Here is a 21,468-nt window from a genome sequence, read left to right on the forward strand (position 1 = left end):
GGTCGGGGTCACGCCTCAGAGAAGTCCTTGGAAGAGGCGCCTAACCGCTTTAGGACGGCTCCAGGCAGTTCTCCCCCTCTGAAGTCGCCCGTTCTCTCCCTGTCCCGGATGTCCGTCGAGGGCGGTTTATCTTTCCGGAAAGATAAGAGGGCTTGGGTCCCTGCCACCCCGCCCGGTGCGAGGTTGAGCGCGTGTCCACCCTCCACCCCTGCTTCACCGTGCTTGTGGGTTAGACTCGGCTGGATGCGTGCCATCACGTTTTTCAATCATGCGGGCGGCGCGGCGAAGACGAGCACGGCCCTCAATGTGGGGTACACGCTCGGTGCCGCCGGATACCGCGTGCTGCTCATCGACGCCGACCCGCAGGCGAACCTCACCCGCTGGCTGGGGGCGGAGGTGCCCGGCGGACCCGACGCCAAGTTCGAAACCCTGTATTCGGCGGTCCTGGGCCCGACGGAGGATCTGAGCCTACCCCAGCCGGTGCGTGTCCACGGCCTCGACCTCGTGCGGTCGTGCCTCGACCTGGCGGAGGTCGAGCCGCTGCTGCCCGGGCAGGTCATGGGGCAGATGCGGCTACGCACGGCGGTCCGCCACCTCGCCTCCGCGTACGACTTCGTGCTTATCGACCCGCCCCCCAGCCTGGGGCAGCTTTCGACGCTGGCGGTCCTCGCGGCGGACGACCTCGTGGTGCCCGTGCCCGCCGGGAACAAGGGGCTGGAGGGCCTGACGGGGGTCACGCGCATGGTCGCCACCTTCAGGCAGGTTGCAGTGCCCTCGCTGCGGATCGCCCTGATGGTGCCGACCCGGGTGGGAAACACCAACCTCAGCCGCGAGAGCGTCGAGGCGTTGCGGGCGGCGGGCGTCGCCCCCGTGAGCACGCCCCTGACGGAGCGCCCCAGCGTCTACCCGAACTCACAGCTCCAGGGGTTGCCCATCGCACTCTACGACCCCAGAAACCCAGCTGTCGCCGAGGTGCAGGCGGTCACGCGCGAACTGCTTGAAGTGCTGGGGGAGGTGCCGCATGCCCAGGCGCGACCCTGACGCCCGGCGCGGGGCCCTCGGCGCCCTGGTGGCAAACCTGACCCCGGTGGACACCCGGGAGGAGTCTCCCCGCGAACTCTCCGTCGAAAGCCTGACCCCTAGCCGTTTCCAGCCCCGCCGCCACTTCGACGAGGCCGCACTCCGGGACCTGGCGGCGAGCGTGGGCGACAGGGGCGTCCTCCAGCCGCTGCTCGTGCGCCCGCTGCCGGGAGGAGACGGTCACGAGATCGTCGCGGGGGAGCGGCGCTGGCGGGCGGCGAAACTCGCGGGCCTGAGGGCCGTGCCCGTGGTCGTGCGCGACCTGAGCGACGAGGAGGCGCAGGACGCCGCTGCCGTCGAGAACCTCCAGCGCGCCGACCTCGATGTCATCGACGAGGTGGACCTGACGGTCGCGCTGGTGTCCCGCGTCCTGGGGCTGCCCGCCGAGGAGGTGCCCGCCCGCCTGCACGTCCTCGTGAACCGGCCGGGTGAACACCCCGAGGACGTCACGCGCCTGGAAGCGCTCTTCACCGGGCTGGGGCGCGGCACATGGACGTCCTTTGTCAAGAACAAGCTGCGGGTTTTGCGCTGGCCTGCCCCCGTCCTCACCGCCATGCGCGAGCACGGCCTGGGGTACAGCCTCGCCGGGGTCGTCGCCGCCGCGCCCGAGGGGCGTCAGGGCGAACTGCTCGACCTCGCCCTGGGCGGCGCGACCAAGGCCGAACTCCGCGAACGGCTCCTATCTTTCCGGAAAGATAAACCTGCGGACCCCGCCGCGCTCGTCGCCCGCGCCCTGCGGGACAGGCGCCGCCTCGACGCCCTGGGGGCGAAGGAAAGGCGCCGTGCCGAGACCCTGCTGGGGGAACTCGCGCGCCTGCTCGGGGAAGCCGGGTAGATCGACCCGCCGGGCATCCGGAACAAACGACGGAAGCAGCGAAGGGACACCTTGAGCCTTCGCTGCTTCCATCGTTGCCGTCTAGTTGAACGCCGCCTCGCTGGATTCGGCGGTGGGGGAGAGGGCGCCCCGCCCCTTTACTCGTCCCGGCCGTGCATCTCGGCGGGAGGGTGGGTGGCCTCGACCGCCGTGAAGGGTTCGAGAATCTTGTAGCGGTGCTCGGCATTTTCGGGCACCACCCAGGAGTCGCCGGGTTCGAGGAGAAGCACCGAGCCCGAGATGTGCAGCTCGGCGCGCCCCGAGATCACGAAACCGACGGTCTCGTACGGGCGGGCGTGGGCCTCGTCGCCCTCGCCGGGCTGCTCGTCCTCCCACAGCCGCATGGACATGGACTTGCCGTTCACCAGATACTTCTGGCCCTGCTTGCCCTTGGGGGAGTAGTGGGAGTTCACCTTCTTCACCGTCGTGTCAGCCATAGCGGCCTCAGTATCGACGACTCCCGGCCTAGGAGGGGAGAGGCCGGGCGGTCATGAAGCAAACCGCAAGCCGGGAGGTCCGAACCCTCGGGCCGGGTCGGTGGAGAAGTCTCCTGCGCCCGCCCTTTCGGGAACTCGTGGGGGCACCCATCACCCGCGCGGGGCCGCATGACCCTGGTGATCGCCCACCGCCTCGCCACCATCCAGGGGGCCGACCGCATCGTGGTGGTGGAGGGGGGCGTCGTCGCCGAGCAGGGCACCCACGAGGCGCTGCGGCGGGGCGGGCTCTACCGCCAGCTTCACGACGCGCAACTCCACGCGCAGGAGGTGCGCTGAGGGGCCGAGGGTCACCGCGCCCCCGCCCCGGAGTCCGGCAGACCCTCAACCAAATCGCCGCCGGGGCGGGAGAGCAGGACCCAGGCGCCCTGGTGGACCTCACGGCGGCCACCCGTGAGCTTCGCAAGGGCCTGGAGATGGTCGGCTCTCTCGCTCAGCATGTGCAGACCCTGGAGAAGCGCATCGAGGCCCAGGAGGGGCAGGGCAGCGAGACCCAGAAGGCCGTGGGTGAACTGAGGACCACCATGCAGAATCTGACCAGGGCTGTAAACGGCGCCTTTGCGGAGCTGCTGACGGCTCAGGAAGAGGCCCGCAATCAGCCCAAGGGCGGCCTGTTCGGGCGGCGGTAGTCGAGGAGAGGGGAGATCATGGCGCGATCCTTCGCGGTGGTAAAGGCCAGCTACACCCGCAGCGTTGCCGAGGCCAAGGGGTCAGTGAGGTACATGCAGCACCGGCAGAACGACCTGGGCGAACGCGAGACGCGGCTCCTCTTCGACCGCCAGGGGGAGGTCAGCCGCCAGCAGGCTTATGAGCGGTTGGATCAGGCCGGGGAGCAGCCCGGCAAGGCCTACCACTACCGCCTCGTGCTCAACCCGGGCGAGGGGCACGCTGACCTCGACGAGGAGGGGCGGCAGGCATGGACGGCGGCGGTCATACAGCGCATTGAGGAGCAAGGCCTCAAGGTGCGCGATTGGGTGGCGGTCAGCCACACCGACCAGGGCGAGCACGACCACGTGCATGTGGTGGCGGCCACGAGTAGGACCTTGCAGAAGGACGAGTTGGCGGAGCTGCGGACCTACAGCCGCGAGGCGTACAGCCAGCAGAAGGAGTTGCAGCTAGAGCTGGGCATCTACCAGGAGGACCCCCGGACGCTGCTCGAGCTGGAGGAGGTTCACCAGTGGCACCGCGAGCTGGAGGTCGAGCGCCAGCAGCACCAGCGTCAGCACTCCCTCGACTGGGACTACTGACCGAGAGCGGGCGACGGCGGCGCCGGGCATCAACACAGGGGAGGGGGTCTGCGAGCGCTCCTCCCCCGTGTTGATGCTTGGTCTTAACCCATTCAAGAAGGAGTGTTTGAAACCGTCTAACTGGAGGTTTACCCGCCGCCGGGCAAGAGGTGCTGAGCTCCTTCGGAAGAGGTTGTGAGGTCCAGCAGGACTATTCCTGCCGGAGAACGTCGTCAGGCCGGGGTCTAGCGCGATCCCTTCATGTTCAAAGGTTCACCGGAGAGTAAGAGATTCGACATTCTGCACCGGGTACAACTCGGGGCAGATGCAAGCAAAGCCATCCTCACAGAGCCTCATTTCCCTGGGTTCGGAAAGGAGTTGACGTGGCTCTCTTCGGCGACCTTGAACACCATCCGCTCACCGATCTGGCGAGAGTCCTCAAACCTCGCAGTGGGACGCTGTACTTCCACAGTGCCTACCGAGGTCGCACCCTCGAATTGACGCTGATTCAAGGCGCTCTGCGCGCCCTGTACCTCGACGGCTTCCCGGTCCGGGAGTCGAGCCGGGTTCACGACATCCTGGGGGAATTGTGCGCCCAGGGCCGGGGGGCCTTCGAGTTCAAGCCTCGCGAGTTCTCGGCCATCATCTCCGGCTTCTACAAGCTGCCGCTGCTGGAGCTGCTTCCTGCCTCAGCCGAAACCTCCGTCCCCGAAGACCAGTTGCCCCACCCGGACACCCGCTTCATGCCCGCCTCGACCACCGCGCCCGTTCCCCCTGGGCTCGCGGACACCTGGGCCATGATCGGGCCGCATCTGGCCGCAGGAGCGAGCGCCTCGGACCTGGCCCGGCGGGTCGGTCGCCCCGAACGCGAGGTTCAGGAGACGTTGCACCGACTGCGAGCCGTGAGTTTAATTGCGCCGCTGCGGGCGGGGAGCGTCCTGCCCCAGGCGGCGGGCGCCGTAGGGTCGGTGGCAAGCCCGGTCCCCGCCGCCCCTCCTCTCGCTCCCGCCCCTCCTCTCGCTCCCGCCCCGCTCGTGCAACGCCTGCTCGGCGCCCTGCGCCGCTTCTCCGGCCTGGCGAGCGCATGACCGATTTCCAGGCCCCACTGAAGCTCGTGGTGTCCGGCCCCGTCGGCGCGGGTAAGACCACCTTCGTCCAGACCCTCTCCGAGACGCCCGTCGTCGCCACCGAGGCCGAGGCGAGCGAGGACATCGGCAAGCGTCATACCACCGTTGCTTTCGATTTCGGCACCCTGCGCCTCGACGGCCAGGAACTGCACCTGTACGGCACCCCAGGGCAGGACCGCTTTTCCTTCATGTGGGAGGTGCTGTGCGAGGGCGCCCTCGGGCTGGTGCTGCTTGTCGCCGGGGACCGTCCCCAGGACTTCGCCCACGCCCGCAACATCCTCGACTTCATCACCAGCCGCATCCCGGTGCCCTTCCTGGTCGGCGTGACCCGCCAGGACCTGCCGCGCGTGTGGGCCCCTGACGACGTGGCCCTGTACTTCGGCCTGCCCGAGCGACAGGTCGTCGGTCTAAACGCCACCGACCCGGATCACGCCCGGTTGCTGCTCGCCAGCCTGCTCGAACTCCAGCTCGCCGCCCCCGCCCTCTCGTGACCGGGCTCACCCTCAGCCCCGGAAAGGAAGTCACCATGACCGCGACCCTCAGCAAGCAGGACCTCCTGAACTCCACCCTCACCACCCTGCGCACCTCGATGCCCGAACTGCGGGGCGCGCTCGTCGCCACGGTGGACGGTCTGCCCATCGCGCAGGCAATGGGGAACGGCACGGACGCCAACCGCGTCGCCGCGATGGCCGCGACCGCCCTGGGGCTGGGCAAGCGCATCAACGACACGCTCGGCTCGGGTCAGCTCACCGACATGAGCGTGGGGGGAGCACACGGCCAGGTGTACATCTACGCGGCTGGGAACAAAGGCGTGCTCGCCGTCGTCGCCCCGACGGGGATCAACCTGGGCCTGCTGAACATGGAAGCCCGGGACGCCGCCCAGAGCGTCGCCACCATCCTCTGATCCCCTCTCCCCGACGTTCCGAGGTTCGTATGGCAACCCTGCCCGCCTCGCTCCACCACCTGCTCACCACCCTTTACCCCAGGAGGACTCCCGTGACCGCCGCCGCCACCCCGCAATTGCGCCCGCACCTGGGCGACTTCAATTCCGTCGTCTGCTTCAAGGCCGTGATCGTCGGCGTCGAGGACACCCTCGGCCCGGACGGGGCCGCCGTCGTCTTCACCCGCGCCGGGAAGGTGCGGGGCCGCGACCTCGCCACCGAACTCGGCGTGGCGGGCCGCAATGTGCCGGTCGAGCAAATTGCGCCCCTGCTTGACGCCGCCATCGGGCGGGACGGCACCTGCCTGGCCGCCGTGACCCGCTCCTACCGCGAGGGCGAGAACATCGTCATCGAGACCCAGGACACCGTGTGCTCGGCGGGGGAACCCCTCGGCAGCGACCGCAAGTGCACCTTTACCCTGGGCGCGGTGTGGGGGGCGCTGGAGGCGATCATCGGGGAGATGTACCTCGGCGAGCACACCGAGAGCGTCCTGCGTGGCGGCACCTGCGACAAGTTCGTCTTCAGCCCACTCTGAACCAGTCTCCCGAGCGCCCTCGCCCCCGGACGAGGGCGCTCTCGCTTGCCCCAAAGGAGGTGCCGATGACCCTCTGGCCCAACGTCTTCTCTCCTCGCCTCTTCCCGTCGAGTGGGGTCTGCCCACGCCTGGCCGAGCGCGTGGCCGGGTGGCCTCCCACCGCTCACTCCGGACGGGTGGCGCTGCTGGCCGCCGCCGTGTCCGAGCACCTGAGGCTCTCCGACGAGCAGGTGCGTGAAGCCTGCCGGGCCGGGCTGCTGCACGATCTAGGCAAAGTGTTCGTGCCCCGGGCCGTGCGCCACAAGGCCGGTCCATTGAGCGCGCAGGAATGGCAGTGGATGCAGCGGCACCCCTTGGACAGCGTCCGTCTGACCACCCTGCTGCCCGGAGTCTCATCCACAAAATCTGATGTTCAACCATCAATAACCACACCCGTGGTGGTAGTGCATGCAACTGGGATGCGAAGCGAGGCGAAGGAACTGGTTTTCGCGGCGAAACAGAGACAGCGAGTGGGTGAGAGGTAAAAACCCTTCACCCACTCGCCAGGAATCAGTCGGCCTTCGAGCCTCTCGCAATAAGCTCAGCCAGTCGAACGAGGGCAACGAGCTGAAGGTGGTGATCGAGAGTATCCAGGACACGATTCAACCCTTCAACAGCCAGCCGGGCTTCTGAAAAGAGGACACATAGAACGAAGGCGAGAACACAGAGCGCCATAACGTCGTACTCGGGAATCCGCTTCATAAAAACTTCCTGAGGAGAGGACCCTCTGATCCCCTCCCCCCTGCCTTGGACCACCCCGCCAGGGGTGGTGTCGCCTCCCCGGCAGAGACTGGGGATGAAGCAGCAGGCAGAAGACGGAAGGTGTCGTCCCGAGAGGACCCTTGCCCCCCTCACCCACCAAGCGTCCTGGCGAGTCAATCCGGGCCAAAAAGTTGGCTAAGATGTTGGACAAAAGGAGGTAGGAGGATGCGGAACGTGGGAATCAAGGAGCTCAAGGATCAGGCGAGCAGCATTGTGAACGAGGGTGAAGCGGTGATCATCGAGCGGTATGGGCGCCCGGTGGGGATGTACGTACCGCTGGGGGACACAGCGCGGGGGGACAAACTGCGCGTCTATCAGCTCGCCCAGAACGTGCAGCGGCTGCTAGGGGAGATCGCGGAGCGGAACGACATGACGACGGACGCCCTCGCGGACGAGATCGAACGCCTTGCACGGGAAGACGACGGCCACGCGCGTTGAACGTGGTGGATGCAAGCGTGCTGGTGGGCGAGGTGTTGCGGGCACGAGGGCTGGCGTTGCTGGCTCACCCAGACGTGACACTGTTTCAACCTCAACACGCGGCGAGCGAGACGGAGCACGAATTGAGGCGCCGAGGTGGACTGATGGTGAGGAGCGGTCGTGCGGAGGCGGAACAGGTCGAACAGCTCCTGGAGAACGCCTTCAACTTCCTGACCGCCCGAATCGTGTACGTGGTAGCGGCCGATTACGCGGATCGAGAGGCTGAAGCGCGCCGCCGCGTGCCGCGCGACCCGAACGATTGGCCGCTGGTGGCCCTGGCGCTGCATCTGGGTGACGCACCGATTCTCACAAGCGACGGAGACTTCCTGGGGTGCGGTCTACCGACGTGGACGCCTGAGACCCTTCGAGCACACTTGGGGGTGTAACCCCGGTCCAGGGCAGGAAGTGTCTGTAGAAGAAAGGCGGCCCGGCGGCCGCCTTTCTTCTGTTCAATCGCTCTATGGGTGGCGAACACTTGACTCGACGGTATGAAGTCGGCGCAGGATGCTCACGTACGCTATCGGAGCCAGACCGAGTAGGAGCGCGAGCAGCAGCAGGCCCACGCCCTGCACGACCAATGGCGGCACCGGGACGTGCAGCAGGGCCAGCACCGCCAGCACGCCCTGGGCCAGGGTAATGAGCAGGCTGATAACACCGAGCTGACTCTGCCGCACCATCAGGACAAGCGAACCGATCATCAGCGCGATCAGGACCAGGCGCTGGACAATGGGGCGTGGCAATTGATCGGTACGGAGGGCGAATGCCAGCACCTGATCAGTCAGGGGGCGCTGGCGGTAAAGGAGCAAGGCGATCAGGCCGATCAGGAGCAGGAGCAAAATCATCGAAACCTCCACCATTAGCCTCGCTACGCATGGGTGGCAGCGTCAAGGGGAGTTGATCGCGTTCTAAGCACATCCGCCCGAAAACGTCCGTTAGGGCTTTTCACGCCGTCTGGGAGGGAGTTCGTGCTTTAACCATGCGGTGCACCACGTTCCTCGCTCGTGCCGCCACCCGCCCGAACGCTTCCAGCAGTTCGGCCGGCTCACGCACCTCGACCTCCACGTCCAGCGACAACAACAGCGCCGCCGCCGTGTCCAGGTGCAGCCCACTCAGACGCACCAGCGAGCCCATCCCCTCCGGGGACACCAGCAGCGTTGAGTGCGGCCAGCGGGCCAGCACCTCATGTGGCGGCAGGTCCACCCAGGCAGTCACGCGCCACGGGCTCACCGCCAACGTTAATCGCTCCTGCACGAAGGCCCGCACGTCCAGTTCCAGGTCGGCCGCGAAGGCGTCCCGGGTGACCTCCACCTCACGCGCCCGGTCCACCCGAAACAGGCGCGGCGCACCTCGCAGCCGACAGTACGCGGCGAGGAACCAGTGCCCGTCATGCCGCAGCAACCCCAGCGGCTCCACCACCCGCTCGGTGGCCGTGTCCGCGTGCCAGACGGCGTACACCAGGCGCACGGCGAGCCGAGCCTGCACCGCCTGCGCCAGGGTTGTGAGCACCTGCGCCTGGGGGGTAGGTATGGCGGGTGGCAGGTCGAACGCGAGGGCCGCGAGGGTCCCCCGCAGGCGTTCCCGCACTTCAGGAGGGAGGACCCGCTCCAGTTTCGCGCGGGCGCCTGGTAAGTCGGGGTTGCCGTCGTGAAGCTCCAGGTACGCCAGCGCGTCGAGACCCAGTGCGAGTGCGAACGCCTCCCCGAGACTGAACATCAGGGGGGGCAGGCGAAAGCCGGGCCGCAGGCGGTACGTCGCGCCGGGACCCCGGGTGGAGTGCACGGGAATCCCCAGGTCTTGCAAGCGGGCCACGTACCGCTGCACGGTGCGAACGCTGACCTCTAGCGCCTGGGCGAGGTCGGTGGCGGTGACCTGCTCGCGGGCTTGCAGGAGTTCCAGGACCGTCAGGACGCGCATGCTGGGGTCGTACACACGTGCAGCTTGCCACAAGAGCACGACAAGCCCTGACGGGCACTGGTGGCAGGCTGATGGACATGAACACCAACCTTCAGGGAGAGCCGGGAAGCAACCCCGTCCAGCGTCTGCGCGGCATCGCGACGGTGAATCTGTGGGCGGATGATTTGGAGGCGGCCAAGCGGTGGTACACCGAGGTCCTGGGCCTCCCCCCGTATTTCGAGCGCCCGGGGTACGCGGAGTTTCGCGTGGGCGACTACCAGCAGGAGCTGGGCTTGATCGACCGCCGGTACGCACCGGAAGGGTTCGCGTCCAGCCCAGGCGGCGCAGTGGTGTACTGGCATGTGACTGACATCGAGGCGACCTTCGAGTGGTTGCAGTCGCTGGGCGCAAGGCCGCTGCAAGGACCCCAGCACCGCGGTGCGGGATTCGTCACGGCGACCGTCATTGATCCGTTCGGTAACGTGCTGGGCGTGATGTACAACCCGCACTACGTGGATGTCCTCCGCTAACCGGACACCGCACTCCTGGGGGCGGTCTTCGGCGGTCCCTGCCCCCAGCGGTCAGCACCCGGGTCACCAGAAAGGTCAGACACTCCCCTTTCGCTCAAGCGGCGTGTCACGCGCTGTCGGCCCGACCGCCCGAGATCAGCCGTTGACCGTTCGCACTTGTGCTTCGACCTCGAATTTCTCTCGAACAATCGAGGTTTTACTGCCCAACCCAACGGCGAACATCGGTAGAAATGACGCAGTATGGCTAAAGCACGAACTCCCTCATAGACGGCGTGAAAAGCCTTAACGGACGTTTTCGGGCGGATGTGCTTAGAACGCGTTGATGTGTTCAAAGATGAGAGGAAGCAAGGCCCCTACCTCCGCGTCCGGAGTCTGAGAACCGATATTCTCAGACCACATGAGGGCCCTTCACCGGAGCTTGGAAGACGGGTCGGGAGGGCTCTCAGGTGTGGGCATCTGCTCAGACCAGCGCTGCGGGTGACCCCTATCCTGACCGCATGTCCAGTCCGGCCACGTCCCCCGCATCCCTGAGCCAACGGCTGCAAGACCTCACGGAGGCCCTGGCCGCTGCGGGCACGCGGGACGACGTGTTCCGGGTGGTCCTGCACCCCGCCTTGGAGGCACTGAGCGCCGTCGCGGGCGCGGTGCTCCTGGTGAGTGCGGCGGGGGACCGCCTGGAGATCGCGGCCGTCCAGGGCCACGAGGAGGGGGCCCAGACCCTGTGGCAGGACGGTCCCCTGGACGGTAACGTGCCCACTGGAGACGCGTTGAGGCGCCGCGAGCCCCTGTTCTTCGAGCACGAGGGGGACCTGTTGCGGGCCTATCCCGAGCTGGAGGCCCGCACGGGCGGCGTGGCCGCCGTTGCCACCGCCGTGTTGCCGATGTTCCTCGACGAGGCTCCCCTGGGCGTCATCGTCCTCGACTTCCAAGAGCCGCACGGGTTCACGGGGGAGGAGAAGCGCTTCCTGCGCACCCTCGCCTCGCAGTGCGCCTTGGCCCTGGGACGCATACGGCTGCTCGTGGATCTGCGCGGCAGCGAGGCCCGCTTTCGCCGGATGGTCGAGGCCAGCCCGGTCGCCATCGCCGCCGGGGACTTGTCGGGGCGACTCATCCTGGTCAACGACGCCTACCTGGGGCTCCTCGGCCTGACCCGCGCCGAGTTCGAGGCCGGGGAGATTGACTGGGCCTCGCTCACACCGCCCGAGTACCGGGAGGCCGACGGGCAGGCCTTCGCTCAGGCCCTGGGCGAGGGCACCTCCGAGCCCTACGAGAAGGAGATGCTGACCCGAGGGGGAGAGCGAGTCCCCCTGAACGTGGTGCTGGTGCGCTACGAGGACGTCGGGCAGTCCTTGGTGGTGGGCTACCTGGGAGACCTGCGCACCCGGCGGGCGGCCGAGGCCGCGTCGCGGGCGCGCGGTGCCGACCTGGAAGCCCAAGTGCGCGAGCGCACCCGCGAGTCCGAGATGGCCCGGGTACGCGCCGAGGTGCTGGCCGCCCTGGGGGACGCCCTGCAACGCGCCTCCACCCCGGAGCAGGTCTCGGACCTGGCGCTGGCGACCCTCGGCCCGGCCCTGCGCGCGCAGAGCATGTTGGTGGTACGCGTGGACGGCCAGGGCATTCGGCTGCCCACCCTGTGGGGCCAGACGCCGGAGGTCATCACGAGCTACATGACCCGCCCGGGTCTGCGGCTGGAAGACACGCCCATCCTGCATCGGGCCGCCGAGGCGGGCCGGGGGGTGTACCTGAACGACTACCACGCGGAACCCGGCACCCTGGCCTCGTTTCCCTCGCTGGCGGGTGGGGTGGAACCCATCCACCTGCCGGACGGCACGCTGGAGGGCTTTCTGGTGGTGTGGCGGGGGACGGACCTGGGCCCATGGCAGGACAGCGAGCGCGACCTGCTGTTTCGGGCGGCGGGCACGCTGGGGTTGGCCTTCGAGAGGGCCAGGGCGGCAGCCCAGCTTGCCCACAGGGCCCGGCAGATCGAGGAGAAGGCCCACGCCCAGGAGGCTTTTGTGACGTTCACCGAGGCGGTCGGCACCTCGACCGACGTGGTGACCCTTGCTGGACGGGCCGTCGAGGTCCTCAAGGCCCAGTTCGTGGACGGGACGGGCGGCTACTACCAGCGCGAGGACAAGGTGTGGAAGCTGCGGACGTGGACGACCGACCTCGATGCCCAGCCCGACTTCATCGCCGCCCGGCAAGCGGGCCTGCCGGGCGACACACCCTTGATCGCGCAATTGCTGCGCGAGCGGGCGCCCATCTTCACTAAGGGCTGGGATGCCGAGCCCGAGGGCATTGAGGGCCGCGACCACGACGGCACGGTCGCGGCGTACCCGGTCATGGTGGCGGGTGAGGTGCTCGGCTTTCTCATGATGGGCTTCAAGACCACCTCGCGGTGGGCGGAGCGCGACCAAGTCATCTTCCGGGCGGTAGGTCGCAGCCTGGAACTGGCCCTGGAGCGTGCCGAGCAGGCCCGCCAGCTTCAGGCCCGCAAGGACGAGGAGGCGCGGCGCAGCCAGGCCCTCTCGGCGTTCGCCGAGCTGTCGCGCGACCTCGTGCTGGAAACCGACCCCTACACCCTGATCCGCCGCACCCAGGAGGTGGTGCTGGGCCTGCTGCCGCCGGGCTTCTCGTCGTACTTCGAGCCGGACGGGGACCGGTGGCGCCCGCGCTCGCAGGTCGGCCACGCCAACACGCCCGAGTTGCAGGCGGTGCTGGCGGCGGGCCTCCCCTTCGAGACGACCCCCAACCTCCTGATTCCGTGGCGCGGCGGCGAGGCCCACTATCAGGACGAGTACGACCCGGCGAGTGATCACCTCGTCGGCAGCGAGGAGTACCCGGGAGCCACGGTCACGCTGCCGGTGCAGGTGGGCGGGGAGGTGCGGGGCGTGCTGGGCTTTGCGCTCTTCACCGTGCGGCGCTGGTCGGGCGAGGACCGGGCAGCGCTGGAGACGGTGGGACGCCAGCTTACCCTGGCGCTGGAACGGGCCGAGCAGACCCGGCGCCTCGCCGAGCAGAACGCAGAACTGGAGGCCAGAACCCGGGCCCTGGAGGGCTTTTCCGACCTGCTGGGCGACCTCACCCTTCAGACCGAGCCCTCCGCCCTGATCGGGTCGGCCCTGGAGATGGTGATGACCCTGCTGCCGCCCGGCTACGCGGCCTTCTGGGAGGTCCGCGACGGCCGCTGGTACGCCACCGCCCAGGCCCGCAACGTGGGCAGCCCCGCCCTTCAGGCGACCATCGACGCGGGCCTGCCCGCCGGACAGACCCCGACCCTGGACATCCCGCAGCGCACCCGGGCACCCTACTTTCAGGACGTGTACGCGCAAGGAGCCGACACGCCCGCCGAGGTGGTGAGCCACGTGAACGCGGTCGCCACCCTGCCGGTGATGGTGCGCGGCGAGGTGCTGGGCATCTTCAACGTGCCGCTGTTTCACGAACGGCGCTGGAGTGCCGAGGACCGGGCGGTCCTTGAAACCACCGTACGCAGCCTGGGCCTGGCCCTGGAACGCGCCGAGGGGGTGGCGGACCTGTCCCGGCGCACTGAGGAGCTGCGGCGCAGCAATGCGGAACTGGAACAGTTCGCGTACATCGCCTCCCACGACCTGCAAGCCCCGATCCGCGCCGTGACCAGCTTTGCTGGGGTCATCCACCGCAAGTACGGTCAGCACCTCGACGAGCGGGGGCAGCTCTACCTGCGGCAGATCATGGAGAGCGGCGAGCACATGAAGCGGCTGGTCGATGACCTGCTGGCCTTTTCCCGGGTGCATACCCAGCAACGCGAGCCGCAGCCCGTAGACAGCGGCGCCGTGTTCGATGTGGTAGCCCGGCGCCTTCAGGCAGAACCGGGGAACACGGATGCGGAGATCACCCGTGGACATCTGCCCCTGGTCCTCGCCGACGGGCAGCAACTGGATCAGCTCTTGCAGAACCTGATCTCGAACGGGCTGAAGTACCACCGGGAGGGCGTCGTCCCGCGCGTTCGCGTTTCCGCTGAGCAAGACGGCGAGTTCTGGCGCTTCGCGGTCTCGGACAACGGTATCGGGATCGAGCCGCAGTATTACGAGCGCATCTTCACCATCTTCCAGCGGCTGCACGGCCGGGAGGAGTACGAGGGGACCGGAATTGGGCTGGCGGTGTGCAAGAAGATCGTCGAGCGCCACGGCGGCCGGTTGTGGCTGGAGAGCACCTTGGGGGAGGGCACGACCTTCTTCTTCACCCTGCCGGAAGGGTAAGGAAAGCTTCGCTTGTGGCCCCGCTTCTCCACGGCCCGGTCCATACTCAAGAACCGATGACCACCCTGGTCCCCGCCCAAGTCGCCCTCACCCAGCGTGCCGGGCGCTACGCCCACCTGTCCGAAGAGGAGCGCAAGCGCACCGCCGCCCAGGCGGTCGCCCTTCAGGACCTCGACTTGCTGTGGGCGTTGACCGAGGCCCACCTGACCCTCTACGGCGGCCAGGGCGCCCGCGTCAGCCCCCTGACCCTGCGCAGCTACCGCACGGGGGTTCGGGTGTTCCTGGCCTGGGCCGCTCACGAGGCCCTGAGCCTGCTGCGCCCCAAGCGGGACACGGGGCGGCCTGGGAGTACCGCGGTTTTGCGGCTCTTCCGCAATCCCGGTGCAGCCCTCAGGCGGCGTGTTAGACCGAGGGATGGGCGACCTACATGCTGTGTTGGAACGGCTTCTTCCCGTCGAACTTCATCTCCGGCTCGTCGCCGCCCACCTGGGGACCACAGCACTTGACCTGACGCTGCAAAGCGAGCGGACGTGCGTGCCGTGCCCGAGATGCCAGTCGCCCTCGTCTAGCGTCCACAGCCGGTACGCTCGCCATGTGCAGGACTTACCATGGTCAACGTTACCCGTCACCCTGCACCTCGTCGTGCGCCGCTTCCGTTGCCGCATCGCCCGCTGCTCGCAGCGGGTCTTCGCCGAACGGTTTCCCGCACTGGCTGAACCCTTTTCGCGCTGTACCAGCGCGTTACGCGCCGTCCTTTGGCGGGTTGCCCTGTCCTTGGGTGGTGAGCCTGGCAAGCGGGTTTTACAAGGCTGCCACATTGCCACCAGCGGTGATCGGCTCCTGACCGTCCTGTGGGACGGTCAGCCACAGCCGGTCGAGCGATGCGTCGCGGTGGGGATCGACGATTTCGCGTTGCGCAAGGGCATCAGGTACGGCACAGTGGTGGTCGATCTCGACACCCGAAAGCCCATCGATCTTCTGCAAGGCGGCACGGTGCAAACAGTGTCGTCGTGGCTTGCGGCGCATCCGGAGATCGAAGTAGTAAGCCGTGACCGTTGGACTGAGTACGAGCGGGGCGTGACCTTAGGTGCCCCGCAAGCGACCCAGGTGATGGACCGCTGGCACGTCGTGAAGAACCTGCGCGAGGCATTGGAACGGCAACTGCAGCGGTCCCAGACGAGCTTCGACGCAGCGAAGCTCGAATTGATGCCTGAACCGACAATTCCGCGCACAGCACGTGAGGAAGCTGAACGTCAGCGGCGCTATGAGCGCCGCCAGGCCAAGGTGGCGCGCGTCAAGGAGATGCATGCTGTGGGCAAGCCCATAGCAGTGATTAGCCGAGAACTGCGGTGCAGCAAGCATTTCGTCCGGTTCAGCCTGCGGGTGGATGTCGTGCCCGAGACACGGCACCGCGCCCGGAAAAGCGCGATTGACGCCTACGACGAGTACCTTTGGCAGCAGTGGCAGGCGGGCGAACGGAACGCGCGGGAACTGTTGCGCCAGATTCAGGCGCAGGGCTATCCAAACGGCTAGAAGCGGGTCCATCAATGGGTGCTGGCTCGACGCATTGAGGAGGCCGAACATCCCGAGGGGCGTCCAGAACGCCCTGCTGTCAAGGGGCCGTGGAAAAAGTCCGATTTTCTTGCTGGTCAGATCGTGTGGCTGCTGCTGAATGACGACGACCGGTTGCAGGAGCGCGACCGAACGCTGTTCGACAAGCTCAAGGAGAAGTGCCCGGACCTGATCGCCCTGCGCCAGTTGGCGCAGGGCTTCCGGCACCTGATGCGTGAGGGCACGGAGGCCGATCTGGACGCCTGGTTAACGGCGGCGAAAGAGAGCAACTTCCAGGATGTGCGCAGCTTCGCGGTGGGGCTGACCCGGGAACGGGCGGCATTCCTGGCAGCGGTGACACTACCCTGGAGTAATGGGCCGACGGAGGGGGTCGTCAACAAGATCAAGCTCGTCAAGCGCCAGATGTACGGGCGAGGGTCTTTCGAACTCCTTCGTCGGCGTGTCCTGCTCGCCGCTTGAGGGCTGCACCGGGATTGCGGAAGATCCGCACAACCGAGGCAGGCCCAATCCCTTTAACCTCGCGTTGGATGCACTCCAGGTCAAGCCTGTGCACCGCCTCGCGTAGTACAATGTAAGACATGAAAGTGAAGCTGTTGAAGCACGGCAATAGCCTGGGGTTTAACATCCCCGCCGCGCAGGCCCAGCTCGCGCACCTCGTCCCCGGCCAGGAGTTCGAGCTGTCGATGCTCGAAGACGGCACCCTGGCCTTCAAACCCCTGCGGCGCCGCCGCAGCCGCTACGACATCGAGGAGTTGCTGGAGGGGATGCCCGAGGGCCACCTGCGCTACGAGGACATGCCCGAGCAGGACCTGGTAGGCAAAGAGGCCGAGTGGCTGTGAAGTCGCCCGAGCGCGGCGACATTTACTGGGTGAACTTCAACCCCCGGACCGGACACGAGCAGGGTGGGGAGCGGCCCGCGCTGGTCATCAGCAACAGCGGGTACAACCGCCGCACCGGCCTGATGATCTGCCTCCCCATTACCACCCGCAGCAAGGGTTACAGGACCGAACTGCCCCTGCCCGGGACATTGAGCACCAGCGGCGTCGTCCTGACCAGCCACGTCTACACGGTGGACTGGCAGGCGCGCGGCGCCCGCTTCGCTGAGGTCGCTCCCGGGGAGCTGCTGGAGCAGGCGGTGGACATGACCGTCGCGGTTCTGGCAACTTAAGCTCGGTAGGCTGGTGAGCTGTGACCGACCGCAAGCCGTACCGCCACCGTTTCCCCCTGAGCGTCATTGGGTACGCGCTTTGGCTGTATCACCGCTTCCCCCTCAGCCAGCGGGACGTCCAAGAACTGCTCCACGAGCGCGGTCTCGTGGTCAGCCACGAGACCCTGCGGCAGTGGAACATCAAATTCGCCCCCTTGCTCACCGAGGAACCACGCCACAGAGAACCCCGACGGGGTTCTCTGTGGCATCTCGACGAGATGTGCGTGCCGGTCGGAGGGGTCAAACACTGGTTATGGCGGGCCGTCGATGAACATGGCGCTGTGCTCGACATCCTGCTCCAGCCGCATCGGGACACAGAAGCCGCCCGGGGCTTCTTCACCCGGCTGCTGAGTGAGTATGACGTCCCCGAGGTCATTCATACCGACAAGCTCTGGAGCTATGGCGCCGCTCTTCGAGGACTTCCCGTGCTCCACATCGTGGAGCACGTCCAGGTCGCCTCGACCGCGCGCTGCAACAATCTGATTGAGCAGTCACACCGCCCAACCCGACGACAGGAGCGAAGCCAACTGGGTTTCAAGCGACGACGACGGACTCAGGAATTCCTGGCCCTGCACGCCCAAGTCTCAAGCTCATCTCTTGCATCTGAGTAGGTAGCAAAAAGCGCTCCCAGACGCGAGAAAGAGGGTGTGTGTGACCTCAAACTTCGCGGGGAGCGCGCCTCCCCAAACGGCAGACGCGCTGCTCGCCATCCCGACCAGTCCGTACCAGAAGCGCAGCCTGGAGGCTGCGCTGGGGCTCTTTCTCGACCTGAAGACGAAAAAAGCGCTGCACCGGGCCCACACGGTGAGGGCCAGTGCGCTCAGTCGCTTGCTCAACGTGTACGAGTGGAACACGGCGGCCTGTTGGACGACCTTGGTGCAAGCTCAATGGGACGCCCTGCTGCTCGCCGCCCGCCGCAAACACCACCCTCGCTTACGGCTGTGTGTGGACCTGACCAGCGTCCCGAAGACGGGACGCGAGCTGCCCTTCGTCCGCGTGCAGGGCGAGGTCTACGGCATTCATCTGGTGGTGCTGTATGCGGTGTACGGAGACCTGAAGTTGCCTGTGGGCTACCGGGTGTACCGGTGGAAGCCCATGGGCTTCCACCGGGGGCAGGGGTCCCCTTCCCCTGTTCGTCTCGCCCTGGAGTTGCTGTCAACCGTTCCAGCAGAGGTCTGCGAGCGGTTTGACGTGTGGGTGCTGGCGGACAGCGGCTTCGAGTCCGCCGCGTTCCTTCAGGGCGTGCGGGACCTGGGCTTCGAGTTCGTGGTGGGGGTCCGTTCCACTCGACGCACCGACCATCCTGGTCACGTCACGGTGCAGGACTGTGAACACGGGAGCTGGATTCACCTGGCCAACTGGCCGTGGGACACGCTCACCCTGGCCCGGGTTGACCGAGGGCAGCGCACCTTTTTCTCCGTCGCCTCCCAACTGCTCCCGGGCGACTTGGTCGCCCGGGAAGGAGCACGGCGCTGGGCCATCGAGTCGTTCTTTAAAGAAGCGAAGCATGGCTTCGGGCTGAATCGGTTCGCGTTGCGAACCGCCCAAGGACTGGACCGCTGGGTCCTGCTCGTCTTTGCCGCGTTCACGCTGGCGATGCTCTGCCGCGCCGACAGCCTCTCGTTGGAACAGGCGGCCGAAGTCGCGGCTCGAATGGCCCTGCCCCTGTTAGTCGTTCAGCGACTTGCTGTACAGGTCTGGCAAGAGGAGGAATTCCTGCGCCAGCACGGCTATGCACTCTCCCTATCCAGGTGCAAGACCTGAGTTGAGGCCATCCCGCCTCCCCCCGTGTTGACTCTTGCTCACCTGCACGCTGTCACCTTGCACCTGGGCAACCCATTGTGCAGAGCTACACCGGAATCGGCTCGCCGCCCTGTTAGGCAAGCCTTCGCTTTTAGGGTCCGACGAGAGTTGGAACGAGGCTTGGCGCTGAGCAGAGTTCGGGTCAAAATGATCGGGCGCGACCTCAGCCGCTGCCCCCTCGATAGGCCATCCCCTCCTGCTGCTGGGTTGAACCACCGGCCTCGTTTGCGTCATCCCGCCGCGCCAGCAAGGGCTCTTCTTCCAAGCCGCCGGTCAATGGCAGCCAGGTGGTTAAAACACCGGCAGCCTTGTCGATCACGCTTGACCAGTGGAAGCCACCCTCGATGAATAGAACCTCCAGGCCGAGGGTGCCCTCCTGCGTCCACCCGGCCCGCGCCAGAATTGTCTCCTCGCTGCCTGCCCAGAGGGTCGTCTTGCTCTCATCCCAGGTGGTAAGACCGAAATCAATGGTGTGCTCACTCCAGTTGTCGGTGACCATCAACCGGCAGGACGTAAAGCCCGCGATGAGCCGCGCCCTCCTCAACTGAGCCTCGTTTGGCCCAAAGGTGTAGGTCTCGTCGAGCAGGGTTGCTCGCCATTCATCCCCCGTCTCGTCAGTCGTCTTCGGCCTATCGAGGCGTAGGGTGGCACAACGGGCACACAAGGTCTCCAGGGTGCCCGGGTCCTCAGGCCACGCCCCATGCTCGTCCATTCCGGCCAGGAGGTGCGTCCACACGTGGTCGAGCACGCGCTGCATGTTCTGCACGCCTGCGGTGATCGTCAGCACGGCCTCCTGCTGTGGCATCACCACACACAACTGCCCGAAGGCCCCATCGGCGCGGTAGGCATCAAAGCGGCAGCGCCAGAACTGGAAGCCGTACCCCTGGGCCCAGTCGCTCGCCTCGTCCTCGCCGGGCGGCACCTGGGCGCGGGTGGCCTCATCCACCCACGCCTCGGGCAACATCTGCTCACCCTCCCAACAGCCACGTTGGAGGTAGAACTGCCCGAAGCGCGCGATCCCCTCGGTGGTCAGGTATAGCCCCCAGCCGCCGACATTGATCCCCTGAGGGTTCGTGATCCAGCGGGCTTCCCCCAAGCCCAGCGGCTCCAGTAGCCTTGGGCGCAGGTAGTCGAGCAGCGTCTCGCCCGTCAGTCGCTGCACCAACGCCGAGAGCATGAAGGTGGCCGCGCTGTTATAGACAGAATGCGTGCCCGGCGGCAACGTGACGGGCTGAGCAAGAAAGGCCCGTACCCAGTCGCCGTCCGGCGCCTTGACCACCGTGCCCGTCGGGTCCTCGGCGTGCCCGGTACGCATGGTGAGCAGGTCATGGACCCGCATGGCGGCCAGGTGCTCATCCACTGTGGTGGGCAGGGCGTCCGTGAAGAGGGACACCATCCGGTCCTCCACGTTCAGCCGCCCCTCGGAGACAAGCAAGCCGATGGCGGTCGCGGTGAAGCTCTTGCTCAGGGAGTGCAGGCGGTGGACGCGCTCTGGGCGGTACGGCGCCCACCAGCCCTCGTGACATTGCCCCCATTTTGAGGTCCAGCGCTGACACCCCAGGTAGAACAGGGGGAGCGTATGGGGAAAGAACGACACAGTGAAGAGAAGGTCCTCGAAGTTCTCGGACGGGTCGAAAACGGCGAGACCATCGCAGCGGTCAGCCGCTCAACCGGGATCAGCCGCAAGACCATCCAGTATTGGAGGGCCACCTACAGCCAGCAGCCCAAAACTGACGACGCCAAGCGGCTCAAACAGCTTGAGGATGAAAACGCCCGGTTGAAGAAGTTGGTCGCTGACCTGGCCCTCGACAACGCGATGCTGAAGGATGTCGTGGGAAAGAAGTGGTAGCGCCCGCGCAGCGCCGTGAGGCGGTGCGCTACCTCCAAGCTCATCACGGCGTCAGTGAACGTCGAGCCTGTCGTGTGCTCGGCCTGAGTCGCTCGTCGCATCGCTATAAGGTCCGCAAAAACGATCAACAGCTGGGGGAAAAGCTCCAGAAACTCGCCCAGGAGCGACCTCGGTTCGGGTACCGGCGGCTGGAGGTGCTGTTGCGCCGGGAGGGCAAGGTGGTCAATCACAAGCGGGTGTATCGCGTCTACAAGGCGCTCGACCTGACCGTCAGGAAAAAGACCCGGAGAAAGCGGGTGGTGCAGCGCCGCACGCCGTTGACGGTGCCCTCAGCGGCCAACGAACGTTGGAGTACCGACTTTGTCAGTGATCAGCTCGCCAGCGGGCAGCGGTTCCGCGTTTTGAACGTCGTGGATGACTTCACCCGGGAATGCGTGGTGTGTTTCGCCGACACCTCGATCACGGGCGACACCGTCGCCCGTCTGTTGGGGGAAGCTGTAAGAGAACGGGGGAAGCCGAAGGTGTTGATCAGCGACAATGGCCCGGAGTTCACCAGTCGCGCCCTGGATGCCTGGGCCCACCAACAGGGGATCGAGCGACACTTCATCGACCCGGGAAAACCTGTGCAGAACGCCTATATTGAGAGTTTCAATGGGCGCTTCCGAGACGAGTGCCTCGACCAGCACTGGTTTGTGAATCTGCCGCAGGCCCGGTTGGTCTTGAGCGTGTGGCGCCGGGACTACAACGGAGTCCGGCCGCACAGCTCGCTGGACAACCTGGCGCCGCAGGAATTTGCCCGCCGTTCGGCGGGCTGAGGTAGG

At 66.7% G+C, this 21,468-nt stretch carries 25 protein-coding genes and 3 pseudogenes; 23 read left to right on the top strand and 5 right to left on the bottom strand.

Going from position 1 to position 21,468, the window contains the following annotated elements; genetic code table 11:
* Positions 1-243 precede the first annotated feature (243 nt).
* Complete coding sequence (locus DAETH_RS21105) at positions 244-1,041, top strand: ParA family protein (protein WP_264778101.1); 798 nt, start codon at positions 244-246, stop codon at positions 1,039-1,041.
* Positions 1,022-1,915 (top strand): ParB/RepB/Spo0J family partition protein, encoded by an 894-nt coding sequence (locus tag DAETH_RS21110; protein ID WP_264778102.1) that lies wholly within the window; start codon positions 1,022-1,024, stop codon positions 1,913-1,915. The genes DAETH_RS21105 and DAETH_RS21110 overlap by 20 nt, the downstream gene beginning before the upstream one ends.
* Before the next feature lie 137 nt (positions 1,916-2,052).
* Here the strand turns inward: DAETH_RS21110 and DAETH_RS21115 are convergent, their stop codons facing one another.
* The gene (locus DAETH_RS21115; RefSeq protein WP_264778103.1) at positions 2,053-2,391 is read right to left on the bottom strand and encodes a cupin domain-containing protein; all 339 of its coding nucleotides are present in this window, start codon (positions 2,389-2,391) and stop codon (positions 2,053-2,055) included.
* A gap of 156 nt (positions 2,392-2,547) precedes the next feature.
* On the opposite strand from DAETH_RS21115, the pseudogene DAETH_RS21120 reads away from it, so the two are divergent.
* From DAETH_RS21120 to DAETH_RS21155, 8 genes and pseudogenes are all read left to right on the top strand, one after another.
* Positions 2,548-2,727, top strand: a pseudogene (locus DAETH_RS21120) (hypothetical protein); the annotation flags it as partial.
* A 92-nt stretch (positions 2,728-2,819) separates the two neighbouring features.
* Positions 2,820-3,077: a hypothetical protein gene (locus DAETH_RS21125; protein WP_264778105.1), complete on the top strand. Its 258-nt coding sequence runs from the start codon at positions 2,820-2,822 to the stop codon at positions 3,075-3,077.
* A gap of 18 nt (positions 3,078-3,095) precedes the next feature.
* Entirely contained in the window at positions 3,096-3,695 is a 600-nt protein-coding gene (locus DAETH_RS21130) for a hypothetical protein (RefSeq protein WP_264778106.1), read from the top strand.
* Between the two features lie 362 nt (positions 3,696-4,057).
* Entirely contained in the window at positions 4,058-4,762 is a 705-nt protein-coding gene (locus DAETH_RS21135; protein ID WP_264778107.1) for a hypothetical protein, read from the top strand.
* The gene (locus DAETH_RS21140; protein ID WP_264778108.1) at positions 4,759-5,292 is read left to right on the top strand and encodes a GTP-binding protein; all 534 of its coding nucleotides are present in this window, start codon (positions 4,759-4,761) and stop codon (positions 5,290-5,292) included. The genes DAETH_RS21135 and DAETH_RS21140 overlap by 4 nt, the downstream gene beginning before the upstream one ends.
* 35 nt (positions 5,293-5,327) lie before the next feature.
* A complete protein-coding gene (locus DAETH_RS21145) occupies positions 5,328-5,705 on the top strand; it encodes a roadblock/LC7 domain-containing protein (RefSeq protein WP_264778109.1) in 378 nt (125 codons plus the stop codon).
* A gap of 29 nt (positions 5,706-5,734) precedes the next feature.
* Positions 5,735-6,277, top strand: coding sequence for a hypothetical protein (locus DAETH_RS21150; protein WP_406585124.1), 543 nt, complete (start codon positions 5,735-5,737; stop codon positions 6,275-6,277).
* A gap of 65 nt (positions 6,278-6,342) precedes the next feature.
* Entirely contained in the window at positions 6,343-6,801 is a 459-nt protein-coding gene (locus DAETH_RS21155; protein WP_264778110.1) for an HD-GYP domain-containing protein, read from the top strand.
* Positions 6,802-6,826: 25 nt separating this feature from the next.
* Here DAETH_RS21155 and DAETH_RS21160 read toward each other — a convergent pair whose 3' ends face one another.
* Positions 6,827-7,018 (bottom strand): hypothetical protein, encoded by a 192-nt coding sequence (locus DAETH_RS21160; RefSeq protein ID WP_264778111.1) that lies wholly within the window; start codon positions 7,016-7,018, stop codon positions 6,827-6,829.
* Between the two features lie 225 nt (positions 7,019-7,243).
* On the opposite strand from DAETH_RS21160, the gene DAETH_RS21165 reads away from it, so the two are divergent.
* Together DAETH_RS21165 and DAETH_RS21170 are read left to right on the top strand one after the other, a co-directional pair.
* Positions 7,244-7,516, top strand: coding sequence for a type II toxin-antitoxin system Phd/YefM family antitoxin (locus tag DAETH_RS21165; protein ID WP_264778112.1), 273 nt, complete (start codon positions 7,244-7,246; stop codon positions 7,514-7,516).
* Between the two features lie 2 nt (positions 7,517-7,518).
* Positions 7,519-7,941: a PIN domain-containing protein gene (locus DAETH_RS21170; RefSeq protein ID WP_264778113.1), complete on the top strand. Its 423-nt coding sequence runs from the start codon at positions 7,519-7,521 to the stop codon at positions 7,939-7,941.
* A gap of 72 nt (positions 7,942-8,013) precedes the next feature.
* Here the strand turns inward: DAETH_RS21170 and DAETH_RS21175 are convergent, their stop codons facing one another.
* Positions 8,014-8,397 carry a hypothetical protein gene (locus tag DAETH_RS21175; RefSeq protein ID WP_264778114.1) on the bottom strand — a complete coding sequence of 128 codons (384 nt, stop codon included), beginning with the start codon at positions 8,395-8,397 and terminating at the stop codon, positions 8,014-8,016.
* A 100-nt stretch (positions 8,398-8,497) separates the two neighbouring features.
* Entirely contained in the window at positions 8,498-9,484 is a 987-nt protein-coding gene (locus tag DAETH_RS21180) for a helix-turn-helix transcriptional regulator (RefSeq protein WP_264778115.1), read from the bottom strand.
* Positions 9,485-9,546: 62 nt separating this feature from the next.
* Between DAETH_RS21180 and DAETH_RS21185 the strand changes: the two genes are divergently transcribed.
* From DAETH_RS21185 to DAETH_RS21225, 9 genes and pseudogenes are all read left to right on the top strand, one after another.
* Positions 9,547-9,978, top strand: a complete 432-nt coding sequence (locus tag DAETH_RS21185) for a VOC family protein (RefSeq protein ID WP_264778116.1) — start codon at positions 9,547-9,549, stop codon at positions 9,976-9,978.
* A gap of 497 nt (positions 9,979-10,475) precedes the next feature.
* Positions 10,476-14,216 carry a GAF domain-containing protein gene (locus tag DAETH_RS21190; protein WP_264778117.1) on the top strand — a complete coding sequence of 1,247 codons (3,741 nt, stop codon included), beginning with the start codon at positions 10,476-10,478 and terminating at the stop codon, positions 14,214-14,216.
* A gap of 56 nt (positions 14,217-14,272) precedes the next feature.
* On the top strand, positions 14,273-14,722 hold the full coding sequence (locus DAETH_RS21195) for a hypothetical protein (RefSeq protein WP_264778118.1): 450 nt from the start codon (positions 14,273-14,275) through the stop codon (positions 14,720-14,722).
* Positions 14,631-15,749, top strand: coding sequence for an ISL3 family transposase (locus DAETH_RS21200; protein WP_264778119.1), 1,119 nt, complete (start codon positions 14,631-14,633; stop codon positions 15,747-15,749). Before DAETH_RS21195 ends, DAETH_RS21200 begins: the two co-directional genes overlap by 92 nt.
* 18 nt (positions 15,750-15,767) lie before the next feature.
* Complete coding sequence (locus tag DAETH_RS21205) at positions 15,768-16,247, top strand: transposase (protein ID WP_264778120.1); 480 nt, start codon at positions 15,768-15,770, stop codon at positions 16,245-16,247.
* A gap of 119 nt (positions 16,248-16,366) precedes the next feature.
* Positions 16,367-16,627, top strand: a complete 261-nt coding sequence (locus tag DAETH_RS21210) for an AbrB/MazE/SpoVT family DNA-binding domain-containing protein (protein WP_264778121.1) — start codon at positions 16,367-16,369, stop codon at positions 16,625-16,627.
* Entirely contained in the window at positions 16,618-16,956 is a 339-nt protein-coding gene (locus DAETH_RS21215; protein ID WP_264778122.1) for a type II toxin-antitoxin system PemK/MazF family toxin, read from the top strand. The genes DAETH_RS21210 and DAETH_RS21215 overlap by 10 nt, the downstream gene beginning before the upstream one ends.
* A gap of 20 nt (positions 16,957-16,976) precedes the next feature.
* Positions 16,977-17,585 (top strand): annotated as a pseudogene (locus DAETH_RS21220) (IS6 family transposase); the annotation flags it as partial.
* A 57-nt stretch (positions 17,586-17,642) separates the two neighbouring features.
* Positions 17,643-18,759: pseudogene (locus DAETH_RS21225) on the top strand (transposase).
* 202 nt (positions 18,760-18,961) lie between these two features.
* Here the strand turns inward: DAETH_RS21225 and DAETH_RS21230 are convergent.
* Complete coding sequence (locus DAETH_RS21230; RefSeq protein WP_264778123.1) at positions 18,962-20,395, bottom strand: serine hydrolase domain-containing protein; 1,434 nt, start codon at positions 20,393-20,395, stop codon at positions 18,962-18,964.
* On the opposite strand from DAETH_RS21230, the gene DAETH_RS21235 reads away from it, so the two are divergent.
* Positions 20,378-20,647: a transposase gene (locus tag DAETH_RS21235; protein WP_264777618.1), complete on the top strand. Its 270-nt coding sequence runs from the start codon at positions 20,378-20,380 to the stop codon at positions 20,645-20,647. The two genes, DAETH_RS21230 and DAETH_RS21235, sit on opposite strands and share 18 nt — an antisense overlap.
* Positions 20,648-20,670: 23 nt before the next feature.
* On the top strand, positions 20,671-21,462 hold the full coding sequence (locus DAETH_RS21240; RefSeq protein ID WP_264777617.1) for an IS3 family transposase: 792 nt from the start codon (positions 20,671-20,673) through the stop codon (positions 21,460-21,462).
* Positions 21,463-21,468: the final 6 nt, after the last annotated feature.

Source organism: Deinococcus aetherius (assembly GCF_025997855.1).
Lineage (GTDB): Bacteria > Deinococcota > Deinococci > Deinococcales > Deinococcaceae > Deinococcus > Deinococcus aetherius.